The sequence below is a fragment of the Streptomyces sp. H51 genome (assembly GCF_035656535.1).
GTDB lineage: Bacteria > Actinomycetota > Actinomycetes > Streptomycetales > Streptomycetaceae > Streptomyces.
The window spans coordinates 16,469-38,019 of sequence record NZ_JAYMHD010000028.1; the positions used below are offsets into that span (position 1 = coordinate 16,469).

Below are 21,551 nucleotides of genomic sequence, written 5' to 3' on the forward strand. Positions count from 1 at the left end.
GCGGCCAGGCTGCAGGTGCAGTGCAGGGGCAGGGGCAGGGGCAGGGGCAGGACAACGGGTACGGCCTTCACCGGGACGAACCGGGCCACGGCGACGGTGCCGGTGCCGGAGAGGTGCCGTCGCCGAGCGGGGAGCCGACGAGCGGTCCTGCCACTCAGGCCGGTGTCACGAAGAGATCGATCTCGGGTGGCGTGCCGGGAAGCAGTTCGTACTCCGCCAGGTCGGTGTCGGTGGCGCCCTCCTGGCGGAGTATTTCCTCGTCGAGGAAGAAGTTGCCGGTGCACTCGGCACTGGGCCGGGTGAGGACGGCGTGAGCCGCATCCGACATGATGTCGGTGGAGCGGCAGCCGGCCGGGCCGAGTCCGAAGACCGCGGAAGCAGCTGTGAAAATCATCGTCTTCGGCCACAGGGCGTTGACGGCCACGTTGTCCGCGCGCAGTTCTTCGGCCAGTCCCAGTACGGTCATGCTCATCGCATACTTCGACATGGTGTAGGCGGTTCGGCCGGTGAACCAGCCGGGCCGCAGGTCGATGGGCGGCGACAGGGTCAGGATGTGTCCGTTCGGGGAGTTCTTGAGGTACGGGATGCAGGCCTGCGAGGCGGCGAGCGTCCCCCTCACGTTGATGTCGAACATCAGGTCGAAACGTTTGAGCGGGGTGTCCTCGGCCCGTGCGAGGAACACCGCACTCGCATTGTTCACCAGCACGTCGATGCCGCCGAAGTGGTGTGCTGCCGCCTCGACGGCATCCGCGACCTGGCTCTCCTCGCGCACGTCGACCGCCACGGGCAGGGCGCGCCCTCCCGCCTCCTCGATCTCGGCGGCGACGGTGTGGATGGTTCCGGGGAGCTTGGGATGCGGTTCGGCTGTCTTGGCCGCGATGACGACATTGGCGCCGTCCGCGGCGGCCCTGAGCGCTATGGCTCGGCCGATGCCGCGGCTCCCACCGGTGATGAAGAGCGTTCTGTCCTTCAGGGAAGTCATGCTTCCGTCCGATCCGTGGTGCCCGGTTGCGGTACTTGGCTGGTGCGGCTGAGATAGTCGTCGCGAAGCGCGAACTTCTGGATCTTTCCCGACGCGGTCTGCGGAAACTCGGTGACGAATTCCCAGACCTGCGGAATCTTGTAGCCGGCGATCCGGCCGGTGCAGTGGCTGATCAGGTCGCCCTGCGTCAGGGTCGCCCCCTGCCGGACCCGGACGAACGCGGCGGCGATCTCGCCCCATTCCTCGTGCGGCAGCCCTACGACGGAAACGTCGGCGACCGAGTCGTGAGTGAACAGGAAGTCCTCGATCTCGCGGGGGTAGATGTTCTCGCCCCCGCGGATGATCAGGTCCTTGACCCGGCCCTTGATGCGTATGTATCCCGCCGCGTCCATGCTTCCCACGTCGCCGGTGTGGAGCCAGCCGTCCTTGTCGATGGCGGCGTCGGTTGCCTCCGGGTTCTCGAAGTAGCCGCTCATCACGCACGTGCTCCGCGTGCAGATCTCGCCCGGCTCACCCAGGGGCACCGGCTCCCCGGTGTCCTGGTCGGCGATCTTCACCTCCACCTGCGGCAGCGGCCGTCCGACCGTCTCCTGCCACTCCGGATGGGTGTCGCCGGGGAGGGTGTGGGTGATGTAGGGCGCCGCTTCGGTCTGTCCGTAGCCGATGCCCACGTCCACGCCGAAGTCGTTCCCCGCCCGTCGGATGAGCTCGACCGGGACGGGCGCACCTCCCAGCGTCGAGAGTCTCCAGGAGCTGACGTCGCGCGCCGCCTCACGCTGGGCGTCGAGCATCCGGATGAGCATGGTGGGCACTGACAGCAGGACGGTCCCGTGGTGGTACTCGAAGAGGTCGAGCATGAGATCGGCGTCGAACCTGGACGGCAGGACGTGGACGCCGCCCGTCTGCAGTGCGCCCAGGGTGACGAGCCCGCAGCCGGCTGTGTGGAACAGCGGCATCGGGTTGACCCATACGTCCTGGGGCGTCGCTCCGATCGTCTCCGCGTAGAGACGGCTGTTCACGGCGAGTGCGCGGTGCGGCAGCACGGCGCCCTTGGGGAAGCCGGTCGTCCCCGAGGTGTACTGGATCTGGGCCGGATCCGTCGGGTCGACGTTCGGCAGCGCGGTGGTGACGGCCGCAGACCGGGTGGCACCCGCGATCCATTCGCCCAAGGTCTGGATCAGTCTCAGCTCGGGCAGCCGCTCGGCGACCTCCCGCGCTGTCGTCAGCAGGTCGCGGGAGTTGAGCCGCGCCTGGCAGAAGATTCCCTGTGCCCGCGACTGCTTGAGCACGAACTCGAGTTCAGCGGACCGATAGGCGGGGTTGACGGTCACGAGGGTGATGCCGGCCAGGGCCGCACCCAGTTCCAGCAGGATCCACTCGGGGGAATTGGCCGACCACACGGCAACCCGTTCGCCGGGGTGGCAATGCGTCAGGAGGGCATGTGCCACCGCCTCCGCGTCACCGAGGAGTTCGGTGTAGGTCCAGCTGCGCGCGTCGGGCGAGGCGACGCCCTCGACGAGTGCGGTCCGGGAAGGCCAGCGGGCCGCGGCTCTCCGAAGGGCGTCTCCGACCGTGCAGTCGTCGAGGGCTGTGCCGGTGCTCGGCCAGTGTGATGTCCTGGCCCGGTGCTCCGTCGAGGTCACGTCTGCGTCATCCCTTCGCGGCGGCGGGCGGGGCAGCGGTGTCCTGTCCGGTCCGGGGTCCGGGGACGATACGGTCGGTGTTCCCGTCCCACACGCGCAGCGGCGGATAGGAGTCGGGGTCGACCAGCACGTCGAGGACGGTCACCTTCGAGGAGGCCAGAGCCTCCTCCAGCGCGGGCTCCAGCTGGTCGGGGCTGGTGATCCGGGTCCCGGCGGCCCCGACCGCCCGTGCTATCGCGGCGTGATCGACGGGCTGGAAGTCGACGCCCGTGGTCGTCTGCCCGAAGACGAGCAACTCCACGTGCTTCTGCGCGCCGAGAACCTGGTTGTTGAGCACGATCACGGTCAGGGGGAGGTCCTCGCGGATGGCTGTCTCCAGTTCCGACCACACGTGGGCGAATCCGCCGTCCCCGACGACGGCGACCACGCGTGTGTCAGGAGTCGCCAGCTTGACCCCGAGTCCCAGGGGCAGACCCCACCCCAGTCCTGCCAGACCACGGGGGAGGATGAATCGCTGGCCGGCCCGCTTGGCCGTGAGGTGGCTGGCCACCCAGAACGAGGAGTAGCTCGCGTCCGCGACGACGACGTCGTCCGCGGTGAGCGCCGCGTCCAGCTCCCTCATCAGCCTTTCGGCGGCGATGGGGCGAGCGTCGAAGGACACCGTCGCCTCGATCTCCTCCGTCCGGCGTCGCCGCCCTTCGGCGATGCGCCGGCGAAGCCCTTCGCCGGCGTGCTGACGCTGGGTGAGGTCGCATGCTTCCAGGGCGTCGGTCAGGTCGCGAAGAGCCGACCGCGCGTCACCGACGAGCCGCAGCGCTTCGTAGGTGCGGCCGACCTCCAGCGGGTCCATGTCGATGTGGATGTACGTCGCGTCGGGGGAGGTGAGAGTCCACCCCTCCGTTCCGTTCTCGTTGGTCCGCGTCCCGACGAGCAGAACGACGTCGGCCTCCTGGACGAGGGACAGATGGTGGTGCGCCGGGCCGTGCCGGCCCGTCACATTCGCTGCGACTCCCAGCGACAGGGCGTCCAGCTCGCTCACCGCCCCCTTCCCCATGTTCGTCGTCACGACGGGCAGGTGCGCGACGCGCTGGAGCGCGGTCAGTTCCTCCACCGCCCCGGAAAGGTGCACCCCGCCCCCCGCGACCACCAGAGGTGAGCGGGCCTCGGCGATGAGGCGGGCCGCCTGCGACACGGCCGCGGCCTCGGGCCGCGGCCGGTCGAGGGGAAAAGCGCCCAGGTCACGTCTGCGGGGGAAGCGGGACGGCGCCGCCGGTGCCTGCAGGACGTCCTTCGGCAGCAGCAGGACGACGGGCCCCGGCCTGCCGCTGTTCGCGACGGCGATGGCCATGTCGACGTTGTCCTCCACCCGCGAGGGGTCGTCGACGCGGCGCGTCCACTTCGAGACGCCGGCGAAGAGCGCGAAGTGGTCCATCTCCTGGAAGGCGTTCCGGTCCCGGGCCGAGGACGGCACTTCCTGCACCAGGACCAGCATCGGGACGGAGACCTTCTGGGCCTCCGCCATGGGCGGCACCATCAGCGTGGCGGCCGGCCCGTTCTGGGCGGCGACGACCGCGATCCGCCCGCCGACCCGGGCGAACCCGTCAGCCATCGCACCTGCGGCGTTCTCCGTGCGGTACAGGACCTGGCGGATACCGATCCGCTCGGCCGCCAGCATGAAGGCCGTCGGGTTGCTCTGACCAAAGATCGATGTCACGCCGTGCCGGGCCAGGGCGCCGGCGAGTGCGTCGGCAACCGTGTCACTCATGATCTTCCTCCTCGTTATGGCGGTGATGTTTTCACAGTATGAAATACAGGTCAACTATTGAAATACACTCGGCCGACCGTCGAGGCTTCGGTGAGGCCGGGGCCGCTGCCCGACCGGGCCCTGTCCGCGGTGCCGAGGGGCATCTCGCGGGCCGGCCCGTCCGCGGTGCCGAGGGCATCTCGCGGGCCGGCCCGTCCACGGCCGGTCCGTCGGCGGCCGCCGATGACGCACGGTCCCCGCGTGCTAATTTCAGAATGTGAACAAGAGGTCAAGCAAGCAGCCGCCGCTCCAGACCGTGGAGCGCGCGTTGAATTTCCTCGAGTGCGTGGCGGGGCGCGAATCACCGCCGACGGTTCAGCAGGTTTCGGCCGAGCTGGGCTTGAACATCACGACCTGTTACCACCTGATGCGCACGCTGATCGGCCGTGGGTATCTCGACCGGCGTCCCGACCTGACGCTCACCCTCGGCCCGGGCGTCGGGGCCCTGTTCAATCAGTACCGGCGCAGCTTCAACGTCAGCGAGAAGCTGTCCGAGCTCGTGGCCGACCTCACGCGGAAATCCGATGAGACCGCCTTCTACTCGACGCTGGAGCCCGGCGACCGGGTGATCCTCAAGGTGCTCGTCGAGGGATCGCAGCCTCTGAGGGTCAGCGGCCTGTACGTCGGTCTGACGGGCAGGGAGTACACCCGGGCGGCGGGCAAGGCCGTACTCGCCCATCTGGATTCCGAGCGGCAGCGTGACATGGTGCTCAAGGACCTGGGCGACCGCACGAAGGCGCAGCAGGAGGACCTGCTCGCCGCTCTGGACCGGGAATTCGAGGAGATCCGCCGTCGGGGCTGGGCGATGGACGCGCAGACGAAGCAGGGCGTCTCCGCCATCGGCTCACCCGTGTTCGACAAGGACGGGAAGGTGTGCGGCGCCGTCGGCATCGTGGCCCCGACGTCCAGGATGACCGGCGCGGAGTCCGAGCGGGTCCGCGAGGTGCTTGACGCCGCCCGTCAGGCGACCGAACTCATCAGCAGCTGACACGAGGGGCACGTGCGGGGCCGCGCGCCTGGCGGGTGCGCGGCCCCGCGTGTTCCTCCACCGCCGCAGACGGCTCCTCGCGGTGCGCGGCCGCTCAGAGCCCGACGATCACCGACTTCGTCTCCAGGTACTGTTCGAGCACCTCGTCGCCCTTCTCCCTCCCCCAGCCGCTCTGCTTGTAGCCGCCGAAGGGCGTTTCGGCCGCGAAGACGTGGTACGTGTTGACGTGGACCGTGCCGGCCTTGAGTCGCCGCGCGAGGCGGTGGGCCTTGGAGATGTCGTTCGTCCAGATGCCCGCCGCGAGGCCGTAGATCGTGTCATTGGCCTGCTCGGCAAGGTCGTCGATGTCATCGAACGGCAGAGCGGTCACCACGGGACCGAATATCTCCTCGCGCACGAGCCGGTGGTCCGCGTGCGGCCGTGCGATCACGCTGGGCTGCACGAAGAAGCCCGGGCCCGCCATCGGCTTCCCGCCGGCGAGTACCTCACCGCCGCAGTCCTCACTCAGCTCCAGGTACCGGCTGACGCGCTCCAGGTGCTCCTTGGAGACGAGAGGTCCCATCTGGGATTCGGGATCGAGTCCGTATCCCACCTTGATGCCCGAGGCGTACGAAGCCAGTGCGTCGACGACCCGGTCGAACTGCGACTGCTGCACGTACAGCCGGGATCCCGCCGAGCACACCTCCCCCTGGTTGTAGAAGGCGCCCAGCGCGGCACCCTCGATGGCGGCGTCGATGTCGGCATCGGAGAAGACGATGTTCGGTGACTTCCCTCCGAGCTCCAGCGAGACTCTCTTCAGATTGCCGGCCGAGGCGCGGATGATCTCCTTGCCGATCCCGGTCGAGCCCGTGAAGGCGATCTTGTCAACGCCCGGGTGCCGGGCCAGGTGGGCGCCGGCCGTCTCCCCGAAGCCCGGCACGATGTTGACGACCCCGGGGGGAATGCCGGCTTCGAGGAGCAGTTCGCCCAGGCGGAGCGCGGACAGGGGGGTCTGCTCCGCCGGCTTCAGCACCACGGTGTTCCCGGCCGCGAGGGCGGGGGCGAGCTTCCAGGAGGCCATGAGGAGGGGAACGTTCCAGGGAATGATCTGCCCGACGACTCCGACGGGCTCGCGCAGGGTGTAGGCGTGGAACTCCTTGCCCGGCATGTAGGGGACCGACGGCGTCATCGTGGCGCCTCGCAGGCGCGTCGCCGCGCCGGCCATGTAGTGGAACATGTCCGCGGACAACGGCACCTCGACGCCGAGCGCGGCGCTGAAGGGCTTGCCGTTGTCGAGGCTCTCCAACTGCGCGAACTCCTCGGCATGTTCGATCAGCAGATCGCCCATCCGATGGATCATGCGGCCACGCTCGCTGGGCGACAGGCGCGACCAGGGGCCGTCGAGTGCCCGGCGTGCCGCCGCGACGGCGCGGTCCACGTCGGCTGCCGATGCCTCGGCGACCTCGGCGAGGGGCTCGCCGGTCCCCGGATCCACGGTCGTGAAGGTGCGCCCGTCCGCGGCGTCGACGAACTCGCCGTCGATGAGCAGCCTGACAGGCTTGGACAGGAAGGGCGTCCGTCGGGCCGCTGCCAGCGTTTCTGACATCCTCGTCTCCTTACCGCGACAGCACGGTGCCGTCCTGGGCGCCGACCGTACGTCCGAGATGTTGGCGGAGTGTTGGTGCGGGGGACGACGCGGCCGACAGCCGCCCCATCAGCAGGGGGATGGCCGGATCCCCCTGCGGTGTGCGGTCCATCGCCGTGCGCAGCACCTCGTCGTCCCAGGGGAAGATCTCGGCGTACCGAAGGGCATCGACGGCGCACCCTGTGAGCAGCAGACGGTTGCGCAGTGAGACGCACACATGGGTGCAGACCTCCCGCAGATACGGCGAGGCCGACCCGGGCAGCGGTTCTCCGTGGAACAGGTCGAGGACCTGGCGCGTGTCTCCCGCCGCCAGGTACGAAAGAGCCCGGGAGAGGTCCAGATCCACCTGGGCGTTCAGCCGGTAGGGCCGGCTGACCAGCAGGTCTTCTCCCAGGATCGCCCGCAGCTTCGACAGTTCGGCCCGCAGTGTCGTGGCGGCGACGCGCCGGTCGCCGTACAGGTGCGTGTGCAGTTCGTCGAACGAGAAGCCCTCGGGTCTCATCGCGAGGATGGCGACGATCTCCGTCTGCCGTGGGGAGAGCTGAACGGGCACTCCTCGCAGGGTGACCCGGACCGGGCCGAGCAGGCGTACGGACAATCGGCGCGGTTCCGGGCGGGCGGGGAACCCCGCCCTGTCCATGGCGTCCTCGGTCAGGAGGGAGACGCTTCGGGCCAGCGTCGTACCCATGGGTGAGGAGTGGTCCCACGGGGCCGAGATGTTGACGACCCCGCACACGGCACCCGTCGTCCGGTTGTGGACGGGCACCGCCCAGCAGGTCCAGTCGTGGAGCTGCCGAGCGGCGTGCTGGGTGGCGAACACCCGGGCGGGACGCCCGGTGCGCAGTGCGAGGCCCAGGGCGTTGGTACCCATCACGTGCTCCGCCCAGACGCTCCCGGGCACGGCGTTCACGCGCTCGGCCTGGTCGAGCATCTCCCGCCCGGCCGAGACATGGATCAAGGAGGCCGTCGCGTCGGCGACCGCGATCAGGTAGCCGGACTCGCTGGACAGTTCACGGATGCTCGGTGCCGCCTGCCGTACCGCCTCCGACAGTGCCAGGCCCTCGTCGCCGTCGGCGGGCAGGTGCGCCGCCGCCTTCGTCGCCAGTGGTGCGGCGGACGCCAGGGTGCGGCGCCAGCTGTCGAGGAGGGCTCGCGGCAGGGCGGGCGGCGCTTCTTGGCCGTCCGTCTGGAAGAACCTTGTCCAGTGCGCGGCCCAGGTGTCACGCAGCGCGCGCAGCTCCACCGCTGAGGCCATTGGCCGTCCCATGACCGCCCCTCATTTCACTATATGAAATCAATGGCATATATTGACCTGTCAGGAGGCGTGACCCTACTCTGCCAGGGGCGTGGTGAAAACCACCCAACACGCACCAAAGGCCGGGCGCCCGAGTGATCAGGAGCGTGAGGGCCGTCCGCAACGGGCCGGTTCCGGCTTCGTTTCCGGCCGCCCGAACGCGGACGGGAACCGGGCCGGCGGATTGCCGTCGCCCCTCCGTCGTGTCGCGTATCGGGCGATGCTTCGAAATTGCCCCGCAATGCCCACTCTTGGTCGCCGCGGGCCCGGATTCCCGGTCCGTCGGCCCACCGCAGCAGCGACTGATCGACGCAGAAAGAAGCGCACCATGAGCACAGCTGGAACTGTCCAGGTGGCAGGGACCTCTCTGCATGTCGACGACACCGGTGAGGAGTCGCTGGACGCGGTCGTCTGCCTCCATTCGCTCTTCCTCGACAACCGGATGTTCGACGGCCTCGTCGAGGCGGCGGCAGGTTCGTTCCGGCTGATCCGCCCGGACTTCCGAGGTCAGGGCCGGAGTGCCGGTGCGGACGGTGCCGAGGTGATCACGATGGAGCAGTGTGCCGGCGACATCGCGGCTCTGCTGGACCGGCTGGCCGTCGCCCGGGCCCACGTGGTGATGTCCTCCATGGGCGGAGACGTCGGTGCCCGGCTCGCCGCCTACCGTCCCGACCTGGTGAAGTCCCTGGTGTTCGTCGGCTCCTCGGTACGGTCCGAACCGGCCGAGGCGGTCGACGCCTACATGACGTGGATCGAGGACGTCACCCGGAACGGCTTCACCGGGGAACGGCTCGCGTTCCTCCAGCAGGTGATGCTCGGAGAGTCGACACGTACCTCGGAGGAGATGAAGGAGACGGTCGCGTTCTGGACCGACCGCCTGGCCCGGCTCCCGATCGCCCTGCGGCCGGCCATGGTCGGTGTCGCGCTGCGGGGCGACGCCACGGGCCTGCTGAGTGAAGTGCGGGCTCCGGCACTGGTCATCAGCGGCGAGGAGTGCCCGGTGCGGCCGAAGCCCTGGGCCGAGGAACTCGCCAGGGGCCTTCCCGGCTCGGAGCTGGTGATGGTTCCGGCCGCCGGACACAGCCCCCTGCTGGAGCGGCCGGACTTCGTCACCCCGAAGGTGCTGGACTTCCTGAAGGCGCACAGCTGAGTCCCGGCCCGCACCCGGCCGAGGAGTTCTCGATCGTCATGCCGTACAGACCACCCGTCGAGGTGGCCGGCCGCTGACCGAGGACCGGGGTGCGGGCTGCTGTCCGCTCGCCCAGAGACAACGGGCCGCGCCATCCCCTCCGGGCCCGGCCCGGGTGGTGTCACCCGACCGACAAGGACGATGTCATGACAACAGAGATACACACAGCAGCCGGCCCGATCCGCCCCGAGGAGCTCGGCAGGACACTCGTCCACGAGCATGTCTTCGTTCTCGGTGAGGAGTTCCGCAACAACTACCAGGCGGACTGGGACGAGGAGGAGAAGGTCGCCGAGGCAGTGCGCGACCTGAGTGAGCTCAAGACGCTGGGGATCGACACGATCTTCGACCCGACCGTGCTCGGTCTGGGCCGCTACATCCCGCGCATCCAGCGGATCGCCGAACAGATCGACCTCAACATCGTCGTCGCGACCGGGCTCTACACCTTCAACGACGTCCCGCACCAGTTCCACTACCAGGGCCCGGGGCTCATGTTCGACAGGCCCGAGCTCATGACCGAGCTGTTCATCAAGGACCTCACGTCCGGTATCGCCGACACCGGCGTCCGCGCCGCGTTCCTCAAGTGCGCCATCGACGAGCCCGGCCTGACACCGGGCGTCGAGCGCACGATGCGCGCGGCGGCGCGAGCGAGCGTCGAGACGGGAGCGCCGATCACCGTGCACACGCACGCGGCAAGCCGGTCCGGCCTGGTGGCGCTGGAGGTCCTGGAGCAGGAAGGCGTCGACCCGTCGAAGGTGATTCTCGGTCACTCCGGGGACTCCGACGACATCGACTACCTCACCGGGCTCGCGGAACGAGGCACACTGCTGGGCATGGACAGGTTCGGCCTCGACCCGTTCCTGCCCCTCGACCGGCGCCTGGACACGATCGCCGAACTCGTGCGCCGTGGTTTCGCCCAGAGCATCGTGATCTCGCATGACGCCCACTGCTTCATGGACTTCTGCGATCCCGTCGAGGAGCGGGCCATGCTGCCCAACTGGAACTACCGCCACATCAGCCAGGACGTCATACCCGCTCTGCTCGACCGAGGGCTCAGCGAACAGGACATCGACACCATCCTCGTCGCCAACCCCCTGCGCCACCTGACCGGCTGAGCCGACGCCGGTTTCCTCAAGAGCCTGCGTGGCGACGGTCCCGCATCACCTCCCCTTGCCAGGAGACCTCCCTGGCACACCCGCCGGGGACCCCGCGTCCCGGAGCGGCGACCGGGTCACCACACGCAGGCCGAGGTGACACTCCGCACCACCAGAACGGAACGAGCGCACCAACGCACTGCACATTCCGCCCTCGGACACACCGCGGCCCCCGACTCGGCTGCCTCCTGGCCGCGCTGCCGTGCCCCCCTCTCGGCAGCGCTGACGCGGCGACTCGCAGCCGCGCAAGCGTTCCTGACGCACACCTCAGCTGACCAGCGCGCCCCGATCTGGCTGCTGCAATGCCGGGGGCGGGGCGTTTTGACCAGCTGGCTGTCCGAGCCAGACGATGTTCAGGACGGTCAGGCGGCGTAGGGGGCGGTTCACCCAGTAGGTGAGGGAGAGCCGGCCGACGGACGCGTAGCGCACGTCCTCGCCCTCGGGGTGGTCGGTGTTCCACTGGCCGAAGCCGCACGGGTCACCGGCGGCGGCGTCCAGGACGTCCCACACGGTGTCTTCAACGTGCTCGGGCAGGGTGTCGAGGACCTTCGCGGCCTGCGCGGAGAGGCGGACCGCGTACGGCTGTCTGCTCACCGGCGCCGTCGCCTTCCCCTCAGCTGCGCCATGTCGATGAACTCGCTGTCGTCGTAGCCGGAGGCGACGAACGCGTCGACCGCCGGGGCGTGGGCGATGCGCCCCTGCCAGTCTCGGATGACCTCGTACAGCGGCGCGAAGGAGAACGTCCGGCGGGATTCCTCGAGGGCCGCCGCCCACTGCCGCTCGAAGGCCAGCGCCCAGGTGTCCGCGCGCCGGTCGGCGCGCAGCTGGGCGAGGAGTTCGGCCGGCGCCCCGGGCGCGGGGGCGTACGGGCTGACGGGTGCGTGGTCGGGCTGCGCGCTCGTCGTGTCCTCCCGGCGGGTCGTCACTTCACGGTACGCGCGCCGGGTGGCCGTGGATGCGGTCAGGGGCGGATCCCCTCCTACTGGGTGCGCAGGGTGCGGGCGATGGCCTGGGCGTGCTCGCGCAGCGGGTGGTCCTGCTTGTCCCGGGTCGCGGCCACGTAGTTGAGGAGTTCGGCCGTGGCGCGCTCCGCGTCGCTCGGGACGCCGGCGAGCAGCTTGCCGGCGGCGAGGGCGGCGTCGACGGCCGGGGTGGACAGGTCTTCTGGGGCGAGGGCGTTGCCGCGGTCGGCGTCCAGGACCAGGAGGTGGCGCAACGACGACCGCCGGCGCCTGGCCGTCAGCGCCTACATCTGGACCCGCGTCACCGAAGGCGAGCCCGACTTCGTCCCCTGTCCGCCGCGCATCGCCCCCGACCCGGAACTGCGCTCCGTCTGGACCCGGGAGCGACACAACGTCTTCCACTGGCTCCGCAAAACCGACCACCAGCCCTGCTACGGCGCTCTCAGGCCGCTGCTCGAAGACCACGCCGAGCACCTGGCCAAGGAGATCGACAGCCGCTGAGCCTGAGCGTGATGGGCAAGGTCAGGACCGCGCGGTCCGGAACGCCAGATACCGGCTGAAGGCTTCGTTGCTGTCGGGAGTGAAGCGCCACTCCAGCAGGGCCGACCGCAGCTCCGGCTCGGTCAGCCAGCCATGCCAGGCGACCTCGTCGGGATCGGGGACCACGGCGTCCGGCACCACGGCTTCGTGCACGCCGAGCCAGTGAGGGCTCAGGCCGCTGCGGTTGATGAACGTGAACAGCAGGCGCGGCAGCGCACGAATGCCAAGCTCTTCGGCCAGCTCCCTCGCGGCGGCCTGTTCGTAGGACTCGCCGACATTTGCGGCGCCACCGACCTCGACCTCATAGAGCCCGGGGAAGCGCGATACCTGCTCCGACCGTCGGTGGACGAGGATCCGTCCACGCTCATCACGACACACCGTCACGGCGACTCGGTGCAGCCAACCCTCCTGGATGGCCTGCCGGCGGCTGACCACCATCCCCAGCACACGATCTTGATCGTCGACATGCTCCACCAGTTCGTCCACGACGCACACCCTGGCAGAGCCCACTGACACAGACGCTTCTCCGAGCCCGCAGAGGCCGACCCAGGAGAACCAGAACTGGGAGGCCGGACACGGATGACCACAGTTGTCGACCTGTCGCGCTCAGGCTCAACCGCCCACACCACCGTCGGTGACAACCATCGTGCTTCGGCACATCGGGTGTGCCGAAGCACGATGGTTGTCACCATCGGCATCCGCTGGCCTGCGGCTTCAGCAGGACAAAGCATGGTGGTTGCCACCGATGCGGCGCGCTACCTGTCACCAGCGGCAAGCGAAGCAGGGGCGATGCCACCGCGTTCGGCTTCTGGTGGGTGCCGGGCGGCGGCCCTCGGCGATCACGGGCCATACTTCGCGCGCCCTACGCGAACCCCGCCCCTACGATCACCTGGTACGACTGCTTGAGGGGCGGGAATGCTTGAGGACGTGGAGGACGGGACAGCGGCAGCGATGCGGCTCGCGGGCGGTGCGCCGCTTCACAGCACGCTGGATGTCGCCGACCCCGCTGACTGGCTCGCGCTGGACGCAGGAGTGCGCGAGGTGGCCTGGCACCGCCCGCAGTTCCTGCCGGGGTGGGAGCACTCCGCCCCACTGCCCGCCGACCTGACTCAGCTCGGCGAGTCTCGGCTCGCACTCGCCCTCTGCCACCGCGACGGGCGGATCCGTCAGGAGGCGGTGCGCCAGTCGGCCCGATACCCCGGTCTGCTGCCGTTGGTCGTGATCCGCTGCGCCGATTGGGCTGGCCCTGTGCGCGAGCACGCCCGGCAGTTGCTGCGCGAGGCCCTGAACACGGACTCCGCCCTCGACCTCGCGCCGCTCATCCTCCGCGTCGGCCGCCGCTGCAGAGGTGCCTTCGGCGTCGATGTGCTCGGCCGGATCCTGCGCCAGGCATCCCACGGGCAGCTCGCTGTTCTCTTCGCTGACCCCGACCGCATCGTCCGGCGGTTCGCGTACCGGCTGGCCATCGAGGGCGGGCTGCTCCGTCCCGCCGAGCTGGCCCGTGCGGCTGCCGGGGACCAGGACACCGTGGTCCAGGACCTGTGTGCCACAGCGGCGCTCACGGCTCTGGGGGATGAGGACGCCTACGAGGGTGTGCTGCCTCCACTGCTGTCCGCACGCAGCCCGCGTACCCGTTCGGCCGGCGTCACCGCGCTGAGACGGACGGGGCGGTCAGAGCAGGCGGAGCCGTTTCTCAGCGACCGTTCCGCGCTCGTGCGTGCTTGTGCCCGGTATGTCGTACGACAGCAGGGTGGTGACCCGGCGGCCTGGTACCGGGAGCGGTGCACGGCACCGGACGACCCCGAGTTGCCGCCCGGTGCGGTCATCGGGCTGGCCGAGTGCGGGAACCGCGCGGACGCCGGGCTGCTGCAGCCGCTGCTCGCGCACCCGGCGGCCGGGGTGCGGGCGCGAGCGGTGGCAGGGTTGCGGGCGCTGGACTGCGCGGATGCGGAGCAGATGCGGCCGCTCCTCGACGACCCTGCCGCCGGGGTCGTCCGCGAGGCCACCGCCGCCCTGTTGCCCTCGGCCGAGGAACTGCCCGCCGACTGGCTATTGGAGCGCACCAGCTCCGAGCGGCCGCGGCACGTCCGCGTCGGTGCCTTCCGGCTGCTCGACGCGCGCGGCGGCATCGTGACGCTACGGGCGGCGGTCGGTCTGTTGGAGGACCCCGATGTGAAGCTGCGCACCTGGGCCGCGCAATCAGTGCAGCGCTGGCGTCCGTCGCCGGACGGGCGGCGCGGCGACGCGGAGGTGGGTGAACTGCTCGACCGGAGCCGACACCTCTTCAGCGACCACATGCTGCGCCGGCTCAAGTGGGAAGCCGGGGTGGACAGCTGAGGCTGCACCGCGGTCCAGAACTCTGCTCAGCACTCGCCGCCCGGTGGCCCTGGTGACAGCATGCCTGCCTTGGTGACCAACTATGAGTAATTGTCAAAAGCTGAGTAGCTGTTCACGCTGTACTCGTGGTTCAGGTGGGTGAGCCCTTCGACGGAGTCCAGGCGGACCTGCAGGGCGGGGTCCGGGGCCGGTGTGGTGATGAGCAACAGCACTCGGGCCGCCGGGTGTTCCGGGGCGTAGAGGTCGTCTTCATCGTCGTCGCCGGGGATCGGGTTGGGCTGGATCTCGATCCGCCCGTTGGGGATGCCGGCGAGGTGGTAGACGCCCCGGTAGTCGCTGTCGCGTTCGGTGAAGACCAGCCCGAGGCGGTCACTGACGAGCCGGACCAGCTCGCCGGCGGTGTGGGTGCTGGTGCCGTAGGTGTGGTGGTCGCTCATGATGCACCAGACCCTATGCCGCAGCAGTGGCGGGGCGCTCGACCGGCTGGCCGCGTTCGAAGCGGGCTCCGGCACGGACGAGGGCGACGAGGTGGGGTGCGTTCACGGCTCGCCACCGGGCCTGGGCGGACTCGACGAGCTTGAAGACCATCGCCAGGGCAGCGGTCGGGAGCCGGCGCCACGGGTGACCTCGGTGCGCAGGCGGACGGTGGCGATCGTGGACTCGATGGGGTTGGTGGTCCGCAGGTGGATCCAGTGCTCGGCGGGGAAGCCGTAGAACGCCGGCAGCTCGGCCTCGTAGTCGGTGATCTTCTTGACGGCCTTGGGGAGCTTCGCGCCGTAGAGCCGGGTGAACATCTTGATCGCCTTGACCGCAAGGTCGCGGTCCTCGGCGTTGCAGATGTCCTGAAGCGCCTTGCGGGCGCCGGGCTGGGCCGACTTCGGCAGAGCGTTGAGCACATCGGCGGTTTTGTGCACCCGGCACCTTTGATGACGGGAGGCAGGGAAGACCTCGGCCAGTGCCTTCCAGAAGCCGAGAGCCCCGTCGCCGGCCGCCAGGACCGGGGCTCGCATCCCTCGGCGGGCGCAGTCACGCAGCAGGTCCGCCCAGGACTCGCCCGACTCGCGGTAGCCGTCCTTGAGCGCGACCAGTCCCTTGCTGCCGTCGGCGCGCACGCCGACGAGGACCAGGGCGCAGGCTTTGACCTCTTCCCGGCGGACGTCGAGGTGGATGCCGTCGGCCCACATGTACACGTAGTCGTGGCTTTGTTCACGAGCGCAAGCCGCTGCCGCCGCGGCCGTCGGCGCTGGATCCGTACAAGGCGGTGATCGACGGTGCAGGACTCGAAGGCCGGATTGCTCGGGAAGAGCACGTAGCCGCCGTTGGCCGCGAGTTCCTCCTTGGTCGCCGGGCCGGTGCCCGGGCGGAGCAGGAACACAAGCGGAACAGGGATCGCCAATCTCCCAAACGTCTCAATTTCGCCTCAAATACACCTTGGGAACCATCCCCCACGCCTGCTAGCTTTCCCGTTTGATTCCGAACTGCCGTGACACAGGGGCAACTTCGGACGACAGGCATGTCTTCAGACATGGGAGGCCCCATGAAAAGAAGCGCCGCCGTGCCCCTCGGCGCGGCCTTACTCCTTCTCCTCGGCACGGCCGTGCCCGCCGCCGCGGGAGCCCCCGGCGACGGGGCGGCCACCGACGGGGCGACGCTCTACCGCGACAACACGGTCGACGTCTCCTACCGCCAGGTCGCCCCCGGCGACGCGGCGTGGAGCCAGGTCCCGGCCGCCCTCCGCGGCCAAGCGACGGAGGGCTCGTACGTCGCCCGGCTCCAGCTCGAGAACGTCTCCGGTCACCCCGTCTCCAAATGGTCGCTGACCTTCGAGCTGTCTGACCGCATCACGGACACCTCCGCCGCGAAGCTCGCCGCCCCCCAGGACGCGCGCACGACGCTCCAGGGCGTCGGCCCCACGAACACCCTCCAGCCGGGCAGGACCGAGACCGTCTGGTACCGCGCCGAGCCCGGCGCCGAGGCCGATGCCCCGACCTGGGCGTCCTTCGCCGAGCACGGCATCTCGCCGACGGAGGACACCGACGGCGACCGCCTCCCCGACGACCTGGAGGTGCGCGCCGGGCTCGACCCCAAGTCCGAGGACACCGACGGCGACGGCCTCTCCGACTTCGCCGAGCTCGGCTACCGCTTCAGCAGCCCGCTCAAGGCCGACACCGACGGCGACGGCACCGAGGACGGCGCCGAGGACCCCGACAAGGACGGCCTCACGACCGCCCGCGAGCTCAAGCTCCGCACCACGCCCACCCGCGCCGACACCGACCAGGACGGCCTCGCGGACGCCCGCGAGCTGACGCTGCGCACGGAGCCCACCAGGGCCGACACCGACGGCGACGGCGTCCAGGACGGCGAGGAGACGAGGCTCAACACCTCCCCCCGCGCCAAGAACTCCGCCTTCGACGTGACCCGCCGCGCGGACGGCGGCACCACCGCCGCCGAGGCCACGCTCAACGGCCTGCGCGCCAAGCAGGTCGGCGGCTTCCAGGTCACCAGGCTCCCCGCCGAGCAGCGGGAGTTCCCCGAGTCCACTCCGGGCTACCTCGGCAACGGCTTCCAGGTCTCCGCCCCCGCGGACGGCGCCGCAAGGCTCACCTTCCGCCTCGACCCCGACCGTACGGAGGGCACCGCACCGGCCCTCTACCGCTACGACGAGAAGGCCCGCCACCTCGTCAAGCAGCCGGGCCAGCAGCGCAGCGGCAGCACGATCACGGCCACCGCCACGGCCTACGGCTCCGCCAAGTACGTCGTCCTCGACAGCCACGCCTTCGACAAGGCAGGCCCCAGGGCCCCTGGCAAGCGAATCCTCTCCGACGGCCCCGGCGACGGCGGAGACCCGGGTGACCCGCCCCCGACCGACATGCTGATCCACCAGTCGTCCTTCCGCGAGGGCCGCCGCAAGGCCCCCGACCCCCAGCACCCGCCCGTCCCGGCCGACCCGCGCGTCGCCGACGACCTCACCTTCAACGACTACGACTTCGACGAACTCACCGACCTCGGCTGGGAGTTCTGGGTCGCCCGCATCACGCCCGAGTCCTGGATGTGGGCCGAGTTCAACGACATCATGAACTTCGGCAAGCTCGGCGCCGGCACCGACTACGCCCAGTCCGTCGACGACCTCCGCAACGCCTTCCGCTACGGCCGCGGCGGCCAGAGCGCGGGCACGGTCACCGTCGACGACAACTTCGACCCCGGCCGCTACCTCTACCGCGGCTCCGGCACGGCCCTCTCCCGCGCCGTCGGCGCCTCACCGCAGGAGAAGGCGTACACCGACAAGGCCGGCCAGATCATCAAGCAGTCCCTCATCGACAACAAGGGCCGCACCGATCAGCTCAAGGTCCAGGAGGACCTCTCCAAGAACTTCCTCTTCCAGGAGTTCCTCCGCCAGGACGTGAAGTACCCGGTGTACGACTTCTCGCTCTGGGACGCCGACCAGCGCGCCCTCTCCATCGCGGTCCACCAGTTCCACGGCCACACGATCGCGCTGAAGGACTACAAGGTCGAGGGCAACTCCTTCTCCGGCAAGCTCGTCTTCCACTCCTACGACCACTTCGGTCTCGACCCGGACGACGAGATCACGGAGTACGGCTTCATCGACTGGTTTACGCTCCAGCACTATGACCGGTTCGACGGGAAGTACCCCCCGCCGATCGCGCAGGCGGACATCGAGATCCCCATCAGCGGCACGTTCTGACCTCGCCGGCCTGATGCCCCACAGGCGCTCGCCGGTCCGGGTCCTGGTCGTCACGCTGCTCGTCGTGACGGCCGGGTACCTGGCCTGGTGGGTCGCCGTCCTCGCGGGCCTGGAGGCCCCCTTCGGCAGCGGCCTCGACGAGCAGCGCTTCAACCGGCTGCAGCAGGAGTACGACCGCCGCGAGGACGCCTTCGCCCGGGCCGACGCCCGGATGCGGAAGCTGATCGCGGAACACCCCCGCGCCGAACGCATCGACTGGAGCCTGTACCGGACCTGCGTCCGCGAGCCCGGCCGCCCCTCCGACACGTGCACGACGACGCCCCCGCGCGACCAGAAGGTGTACGACGCCCTCTGGGGCGTCAGCGTGATCCTCTACCAGCGCAAGGACGAGGGCCGCACGTTCTACCGCTTCTACCACGAGGATCCCCCGCGCTACACGATCATGCGCGCCCCCGAGGACACCGCGGAGGAGGCCGAGGAGTACGCGGACGCCCACGGCTTCCGCTCCACCCGCGCCCTCGGGCCCGGCTGGACGATCCTCGGCCCGATCGACGACATCGGCCGCGAGGAGAAGCAGTTCCCGTAGGAGGGCCGACCTGGATCGAGCGCACCTGTCACCGGCGCCGACGGCAAAGGCGCCTGGGCCGATCGACCCCCGTCGAGTACGAGACCGTCATGACCCCACCCGCAGCCCCGGCCGCACAGACCCGCTGGCACCCCGCCCTGCAGCAGTCCCTGTGGCCGACAGCTGGTGACCGAGTCTCAGCGACACGCCGTGTACGAGGCGTGCCGCTGAGACCGAACGCGCACGTGGCTCGCGCTCCCGCCCGCGCTGCCGGAGGACCGTCAGAACAGCCCCTTGGCAGTGTTGAGGCCGATCTTGACGCGGGTGCCGTACCCGCCCTTGCCGTCGCCGGACTGGCGGTAGAGGTTGCCGGCGGTGTCGCGGGCGATCAGGTCGTTCTTGCCGTCGGCAGTGATGTCGCCGACGCCGACCACCACGTTGTAGGAGCCGCCCCAGCTACTGGCGATCTTGACGCGGCCGGCGAAGGTGCCGTCGCCCTTGCCGTAGTAGCGGTACAGGTTGTTGGAGGTGTCCTGGGCGATCAGGTCGCCGATGCCGTCGCCGTTGAGGTCGCCGGCGCCGACGACCTTCTTGTACGTCTTCCAGTTGGCGTACAGCTTCACGCGCGCGGAGAGGGTGCCGGTGCTGGTGCCCTTGTAGAGGTAGACCGCGCCGGTGGAGGAGTTGCGGGCGATCAGGTCCGGGCGGCCGTCCTTGGTGATGTCACCGGGGTGGGTCAGGATGTCGTACTGCTTCCAGCCGGTCGTGGAGACCGTCTTGTACGGCGTGCCGGCGGCCGACGGCGCGTTGCCGCAGCCCGGCCGGTAGGCGCGCAGGGCGTCGCCGACGCGGACGAGGAAGTCGTTGCAGCGGTCGCCGTTGAGGTCGCCGAACGGCACCGCCTTGATGCTCGTCGACCAGCCGCCGCCGATCTCGCCTCCCGTCAGGTTGCCCCGGCCCGTGCCCAGGAGCCACTGGAGCCTGCCCGAGGTGTCGAGTTGGAGCAGGTCGCCGAAGCCGTCGGAGACGATGTCCGCGCCGCCGCTGAAGTCGCGGAAGGCCGGGCGGCCGCCGGCCACCGCGATGGTGCCGGTCTGCAGCGTCGACGGGGTGCCGGAGCCGTACTGGACGGCCTTGAGCGTCCAGGTGAGCCTGCCGTTGACGGCGATCGCGCCGGTGGTGGTGCGGCCGTTCCAGACCGGGGCGATCGTCGTGGCGGAGCCGGGGTTGCCGGTGAGGGTGCGGACGGTCCGCCCCGCGGTGTCCTTGAGCGTGAGCGTCCAGGAGGCGACGGCGGAGTTGGTGGTCCAGGAAGGCGTCCAGGCGGCGCTGGAGGAGGTGGTGCCGTTCAGGAACACCTTCGCCGGGACCGTGCTGTCGGTGACCTTGAGGGTGGGCCAGGCCATGGTGGAGGCCATCACCTCCGTGTCGGAGGAGATGGTGGACGACGGCCCCCAGACCGCGGTGGCGGAGCCGGCGGCGTCGGCCGCGATCTCGGTGTGCACCGACAGTCCGCCGCCCACGCGGCGCGCGGACGTCCACTCCCCGCCGGCCAGGGTGGACTCCCACACGGACTCGTGCTTCTGGTCGGCGTCGAGCTCGGGCCACAGCACATGGACCGAGCCGTCGGGGGCGATGACCGCGTCGGAGGTGTACTGGGCGTCACCGGAGGACAGCGTCCTCGGCGCCGACCAGGTGCCGCCGGCGCTGTCGAAGGTGGTGGTCCGTACGGCGCCCGCGCCCGTGGTGGCCTGGTCGGTCCAGACGAGGGTGACGTCGCCGTCGGGCCCGACCAGCGGCTCCGGAACCTCGGCGGGCTTGCCGACGGCGGTCGCGGCGGTCTGCGGCTGGCTCCACGCGGAGGCCGCGTCGGCACGACGCATGATCTGGAAGGTGCCGTTCGCGTCCTGCCACACCAGGTGGACCGAGCCGTCCGGGGCGGAGGCCAGCGTGGGAGCGTGGCTGGCCGCGGTGATCTCCTGCGGGGTCGGCCAGGTGTAGGTGTCGAACGGCCTGGTGTTGGTCATCACCCGGTAGTACTGGGAGTTCACGCTCATCCAGTAGGAGACGACGAGCCCGCCCTGTCCGTCGTAGGCGATCTGCGGGTGCCCGACGGTCCCGTAGCCGGAGACGCCCGCGTAGGTGGCGGCGTTGCTGACCTGCGCCGGGGTGGACCAGGTGCCCTCCCCTACCAGGGTGGCGGCGTACGCCTCGCTCCTGCCGGTCCGCCACACGCGCTGGCTCCACACGGCGGCGATCGTCCCGCCCGGCCCCACGGCGAGGTCGGGGAAGTCGAAGTCCGTGCTCTGGTCCGAGGCGATCACCGTGGGCTGCGACCAGGCGGACTGTCCGGCGCCCAGGGTGGCGGAGGCGATGTGGTCGGTCGTGGTCCACACCACGGCGACCGAACCGTCCGGCCGGGCCGCGAGGCGCGCCTCGCTGACCGTCTCGGAGGCCAGGACCCCGGTGGTCCACGTCTCGCTGTTGGCGGGGCGCGTCGCCCAGTGGAGGAGGCCGGTCGTGTACTGGGTCCACACGGCCACGGCGGTGCCGTTCTTGGCGATGACGACGTCCTGGACCGCGGACTTGTAGCCGTACAGCGATACCGGGCTGCTCCAGGGCGGCTGCACGGTCGCCGCGGCGGCCGGTACGGCCGGGAGGGTGCTGCCCGAGAGGGCGAGCGAGACGGTGACGAGTGCGGCGGCCGCGGTACGACGGCGCGACGGCAGCGCTGATCTGCCCATGTGTGTGGATTCCCCTCCCCGTAGG

General features: G+C 70.1%; 18 protein-coding genes and 1 pseudogene. 7 read left to right on the top strand and 12 right to left on the bottom strand.

All coding sequences use genetic code 11. From position 1 onward, the window contains the following. Positions 1-154 precede the first annotated feature (154 nt). The 3 genes from VKA29_RS08540 to VKA29_RS08550 are packed head-to-tail and all read right to left on the bottom strand — an operon-like array spanning position 155 to position 4,390. Positions 155-982 (bottom strand): NAD(P)-dependent oxidoreductase, encoded by an 828-nt coding sequence (locus tag VKA29_RS08540; protein ID WP_324784640.1) that lies wholly within the window; start codon positions 980-982, stop codon positions 155-157. Next, positions 979-2,625: an AMP-binding protein gene (locus VKA29_RS08545; protein ID WP_324784641.1), complete on the bottom strand. Its 1,647-nt coding sequence runs from the start codon at positions 2,623-2,625 to the stop codon at positions 979-981. The genes VKA29_RS08540 and VKA29_RS08545 overlap by 4 nt, the downstream gene beginning before the upstream one ends. 7 nt (positions 2,626-2,632) lie before the next feature. Next, positions 2,633-4,390: an acetolactate synthase catalytic subunit gene (locus VKA29_RS08550; protein ID WP_324784643.1), complete on the bottom strand. Its 1,758-nt coding sequence runs from the start codon at positions 4,388-4,390 to the stop codon at positions 2,633-2,635. A gap of 256 nt (positions 4,391-4,646) precedes the next feature. Here VKA29_RS08550 and VKA29_RS08555 point away from each other — a divergent pair, with 256 nt between their 5' ends. Further along, positions 4,647-5,417, top strand: a complete 771-nt coding sequence (locus tag VKA29_RS08555; protein ID WP_324784645.1) for an IclR family transcriptional regulator — start codon at positions 4,647-4,649, stop codon at positions 5,415-5,417. 94 nt (positions 5,418-5,511) lie between these two features. On the opposite strand, the gene VKA29_RS08560 is transcribed toward VKA29_RS08555, so the two are convergent. Together VKA29_RS08560 and VKA29_RS08565 are read right to left on the bottom strand one after the other, a co-directional pair. Then, a complete protein-coding gene (locus tag VKA29_RS08560; protein WP_324784646.1) occupies positions 5,512-7,002 on the bottom strand; it encodes an aldehyde dehydrogenase family protein in 1,491 nt (496 codons plus the stop codon). A 10-nt stretch (positions 7,003-7,012) separates the two neighbouring features. After that, positions 7,013-8,308, bottom strand: coding sequence for a hypothetical protein (locus VKA29_RS08565; RefSeq protein WP_324784647.1), 1,296 nt, complete (start codon positions 8,306-8,308; stop codon positions 7,013-7,015). 355 nt (positions 8,309-8,663) lie between these two features. Here VKA29_RS08565 and VKA29_RS08570 point away from each other — a divergent pair, with 355 nt between their 5' ends. Together VKA29_RS08570 and VKA29_RS08575 are read left to right on the top strand one after the other, a co-directional pair. Further along, complete coding sequence (locus VKA29_RS08570) at positions 8,664-9,485, top strand: alpha/beta hydrolase (RefSeq protein WP_324784648.1); 822 nt, start codon at positions 8,664-8,666, stop codon at positions 9,483-9,485. 185 nt (positions 9,486-9,670) lie between these two features. Next, positions 9,671-10,636 carry a phosphotriesterase-related protein gene (locus VKA29_RS08575; RefSeq protein ID WP_324784649.1) on the top strand — a complete coding sequence of 322 codons (966 nt, stop codon included), beginning with the start codon at positions 9,671-9,673 and terminating at the stop codon, positions 10,634-10,636. Between the two features lie 306 nt (positions 10,637-10,942). On the opposite strand, the gene VKA29_RS08580 is transcribed toward VKA29_RS08575, so the two are convergent. The 3 genes from VKA29_RS08580 to VKA29_RS08590 are packed head-to-tail and all read right to left on the bottom strand — an operon-like array spanning position 10,943 to position 11,891. Continuing rightward, a complete protein-coding gene (locus VKA29_RS08580; protein WP_324784650.1) occupies positions 10,943-11,269 on the bottom strand; it encodes a hypothetical protein in 327 nt (108 codons plus the stop codon). Next, the gene (locus VKA29_RS08585; RefSeq protein WP_324784651.1) at positions 11,266-11,601 is read right to left on the bottom strand and encodes a DUF6247 family protein; all 336 of its coding nucleotides are present in this window, start codon (positions 11,599-11,601) and stop codon (positions 11,266-11,268) included. The genes VKA29_RS08580 and VKA29_RS08585 overlap by 4 nt, the downstream gene beginning before the upstream one ends. Before the next feature lie 53 nt (positions 11,602-11,654). Next, positions 11,655-11,891 carry a hypothetical protein gene (locus tag VKA29_RS08590; protein ID WP_324784652.1) on the bottom strand — a complete coding sequence of 79 codons (237 nt, stop codon included), beginning with the start codon at positions 11,889-11,891 and terminating at the stop codon, positions 11,655-11,657. On the opposite strand from VKA29_RS08590, the gene VKA29_RS08595 reads away from it, so the two are divergent. Continuing rightward, positions 11,854-12,138, top strand: a complete 285-nt coding sequence (locus VKA29_RS08595; protein ID WP_324784653.1) for a hypothetical protein — start codon at positions 11,854-11,856, stop codon at positions 12,136-12,138. The genes VKA29_RS08590 and VKA29_RS08595 overlap by 38 nt on opposite strands. A 21-nt stretch (positions 12,139-12,159) precedes the next feature. On the opposite strand, the gene VKA29_RS08600 is transcribed toward VKA29_RS08595, so the two are convergent. Then, positions 12,160-12,663 (bottom strand): NUDIX hydrolase, encoded by a 504-nt coding sequence (locus tag VKA29_RS08600; RefSeq protein WP_420718462.1) that lies wholly within the window; start codon positions 12,661-12,663, stop codon positions 12,160-12,162. 429 nt (positions 12,664-13,092) lie between these two features. On the opposite strand from VKA29_RS08600, the gene VKA29_RS08605 reads away from it, so the two are divergent. Continuing rightward, the gene (locus VKA29_RS08605) at positions 13,093-14,514 is read left to right on the top strand and encodes a hypothetical protein (RefSeq protein WP_324784654.1); all 1,422 of its coding nucleotides are present in this window, start codon (positions 13,093-13,095) and stop codon (positions 14,512-14,514) included. A gap of 80 nt (positions 14,515-14,594) precedes the next feature. Here VKA29_RS08605 and VKA29_RS08610 read toward each other — a convergent pair whose 3' ends face one another. Both VKA29_RS08610 and VKA29_RS08615 read right to left on the bottom strand, forming a co-directional pair. After that, the gene (locus VKA29_RS08610; protein ID WP_324784655.1) at positions 14,595-14,951 is read right to left on the bottom strand and encodes a hypothetical protein; all 357 of its coding nucleotides are present in this window, start codon (positions 14,949-14,951) and stop codon (positions 14,595-14,597) included. A 13-nt stretch (positions 14,952-14,964) separates the two neighbouring features. After that, a pseudogene (locus tag VKA29_RS08615) lies at positions 14,965-15,710 on the bottom strand (IS256 family transposase); the annotation flags it as partial. Positions 15,711-16,051: 341 nt separating this feature from the next. Between VKA29_RS08615 and VKA29_RS08620 the strand changes: the two are divergent. Then, entirely contained in the window at positions 16,052-18,217 is a 2,166-nt protein-coding gene (locus tag VKA29_RS08620; protein ID WP_324784656.1) for a DUF3289 family protein, read from the top strand. A gap of 13 nt (positions 18,218-18,230) precedes the next feature. Beyond that, positions 18,231-18,803 (top strand): hypothetical protein, encoded by a 573-nt coding sequence (locus tag VKA29_RS08625; RefSeq protein ID WP_324784657.1) that lies wholly within the window; start codon positions 18,231-18,233, stop codon positions 18,801-18,803. Between the two features lie 260 nt (positions 18,804-19,063). On the opposite strand, the gene VKA29_RS08630 is transcribed toward VKA29_RS08625, so the two are convergent. Next, positions 19,064-21,526, bottom strand: a complete 2,463-nt coding sequence (locus tag VKA29_RS08630; RefSeq protein ID WP_324784658.1) for an FG-GAP-like repeat-containing protein — start codon at positions 21,524-21,526, stop codon at positions 19,064-19,066. Positions 21,527-21,551 lie beyond the last annotated feature (25 nt).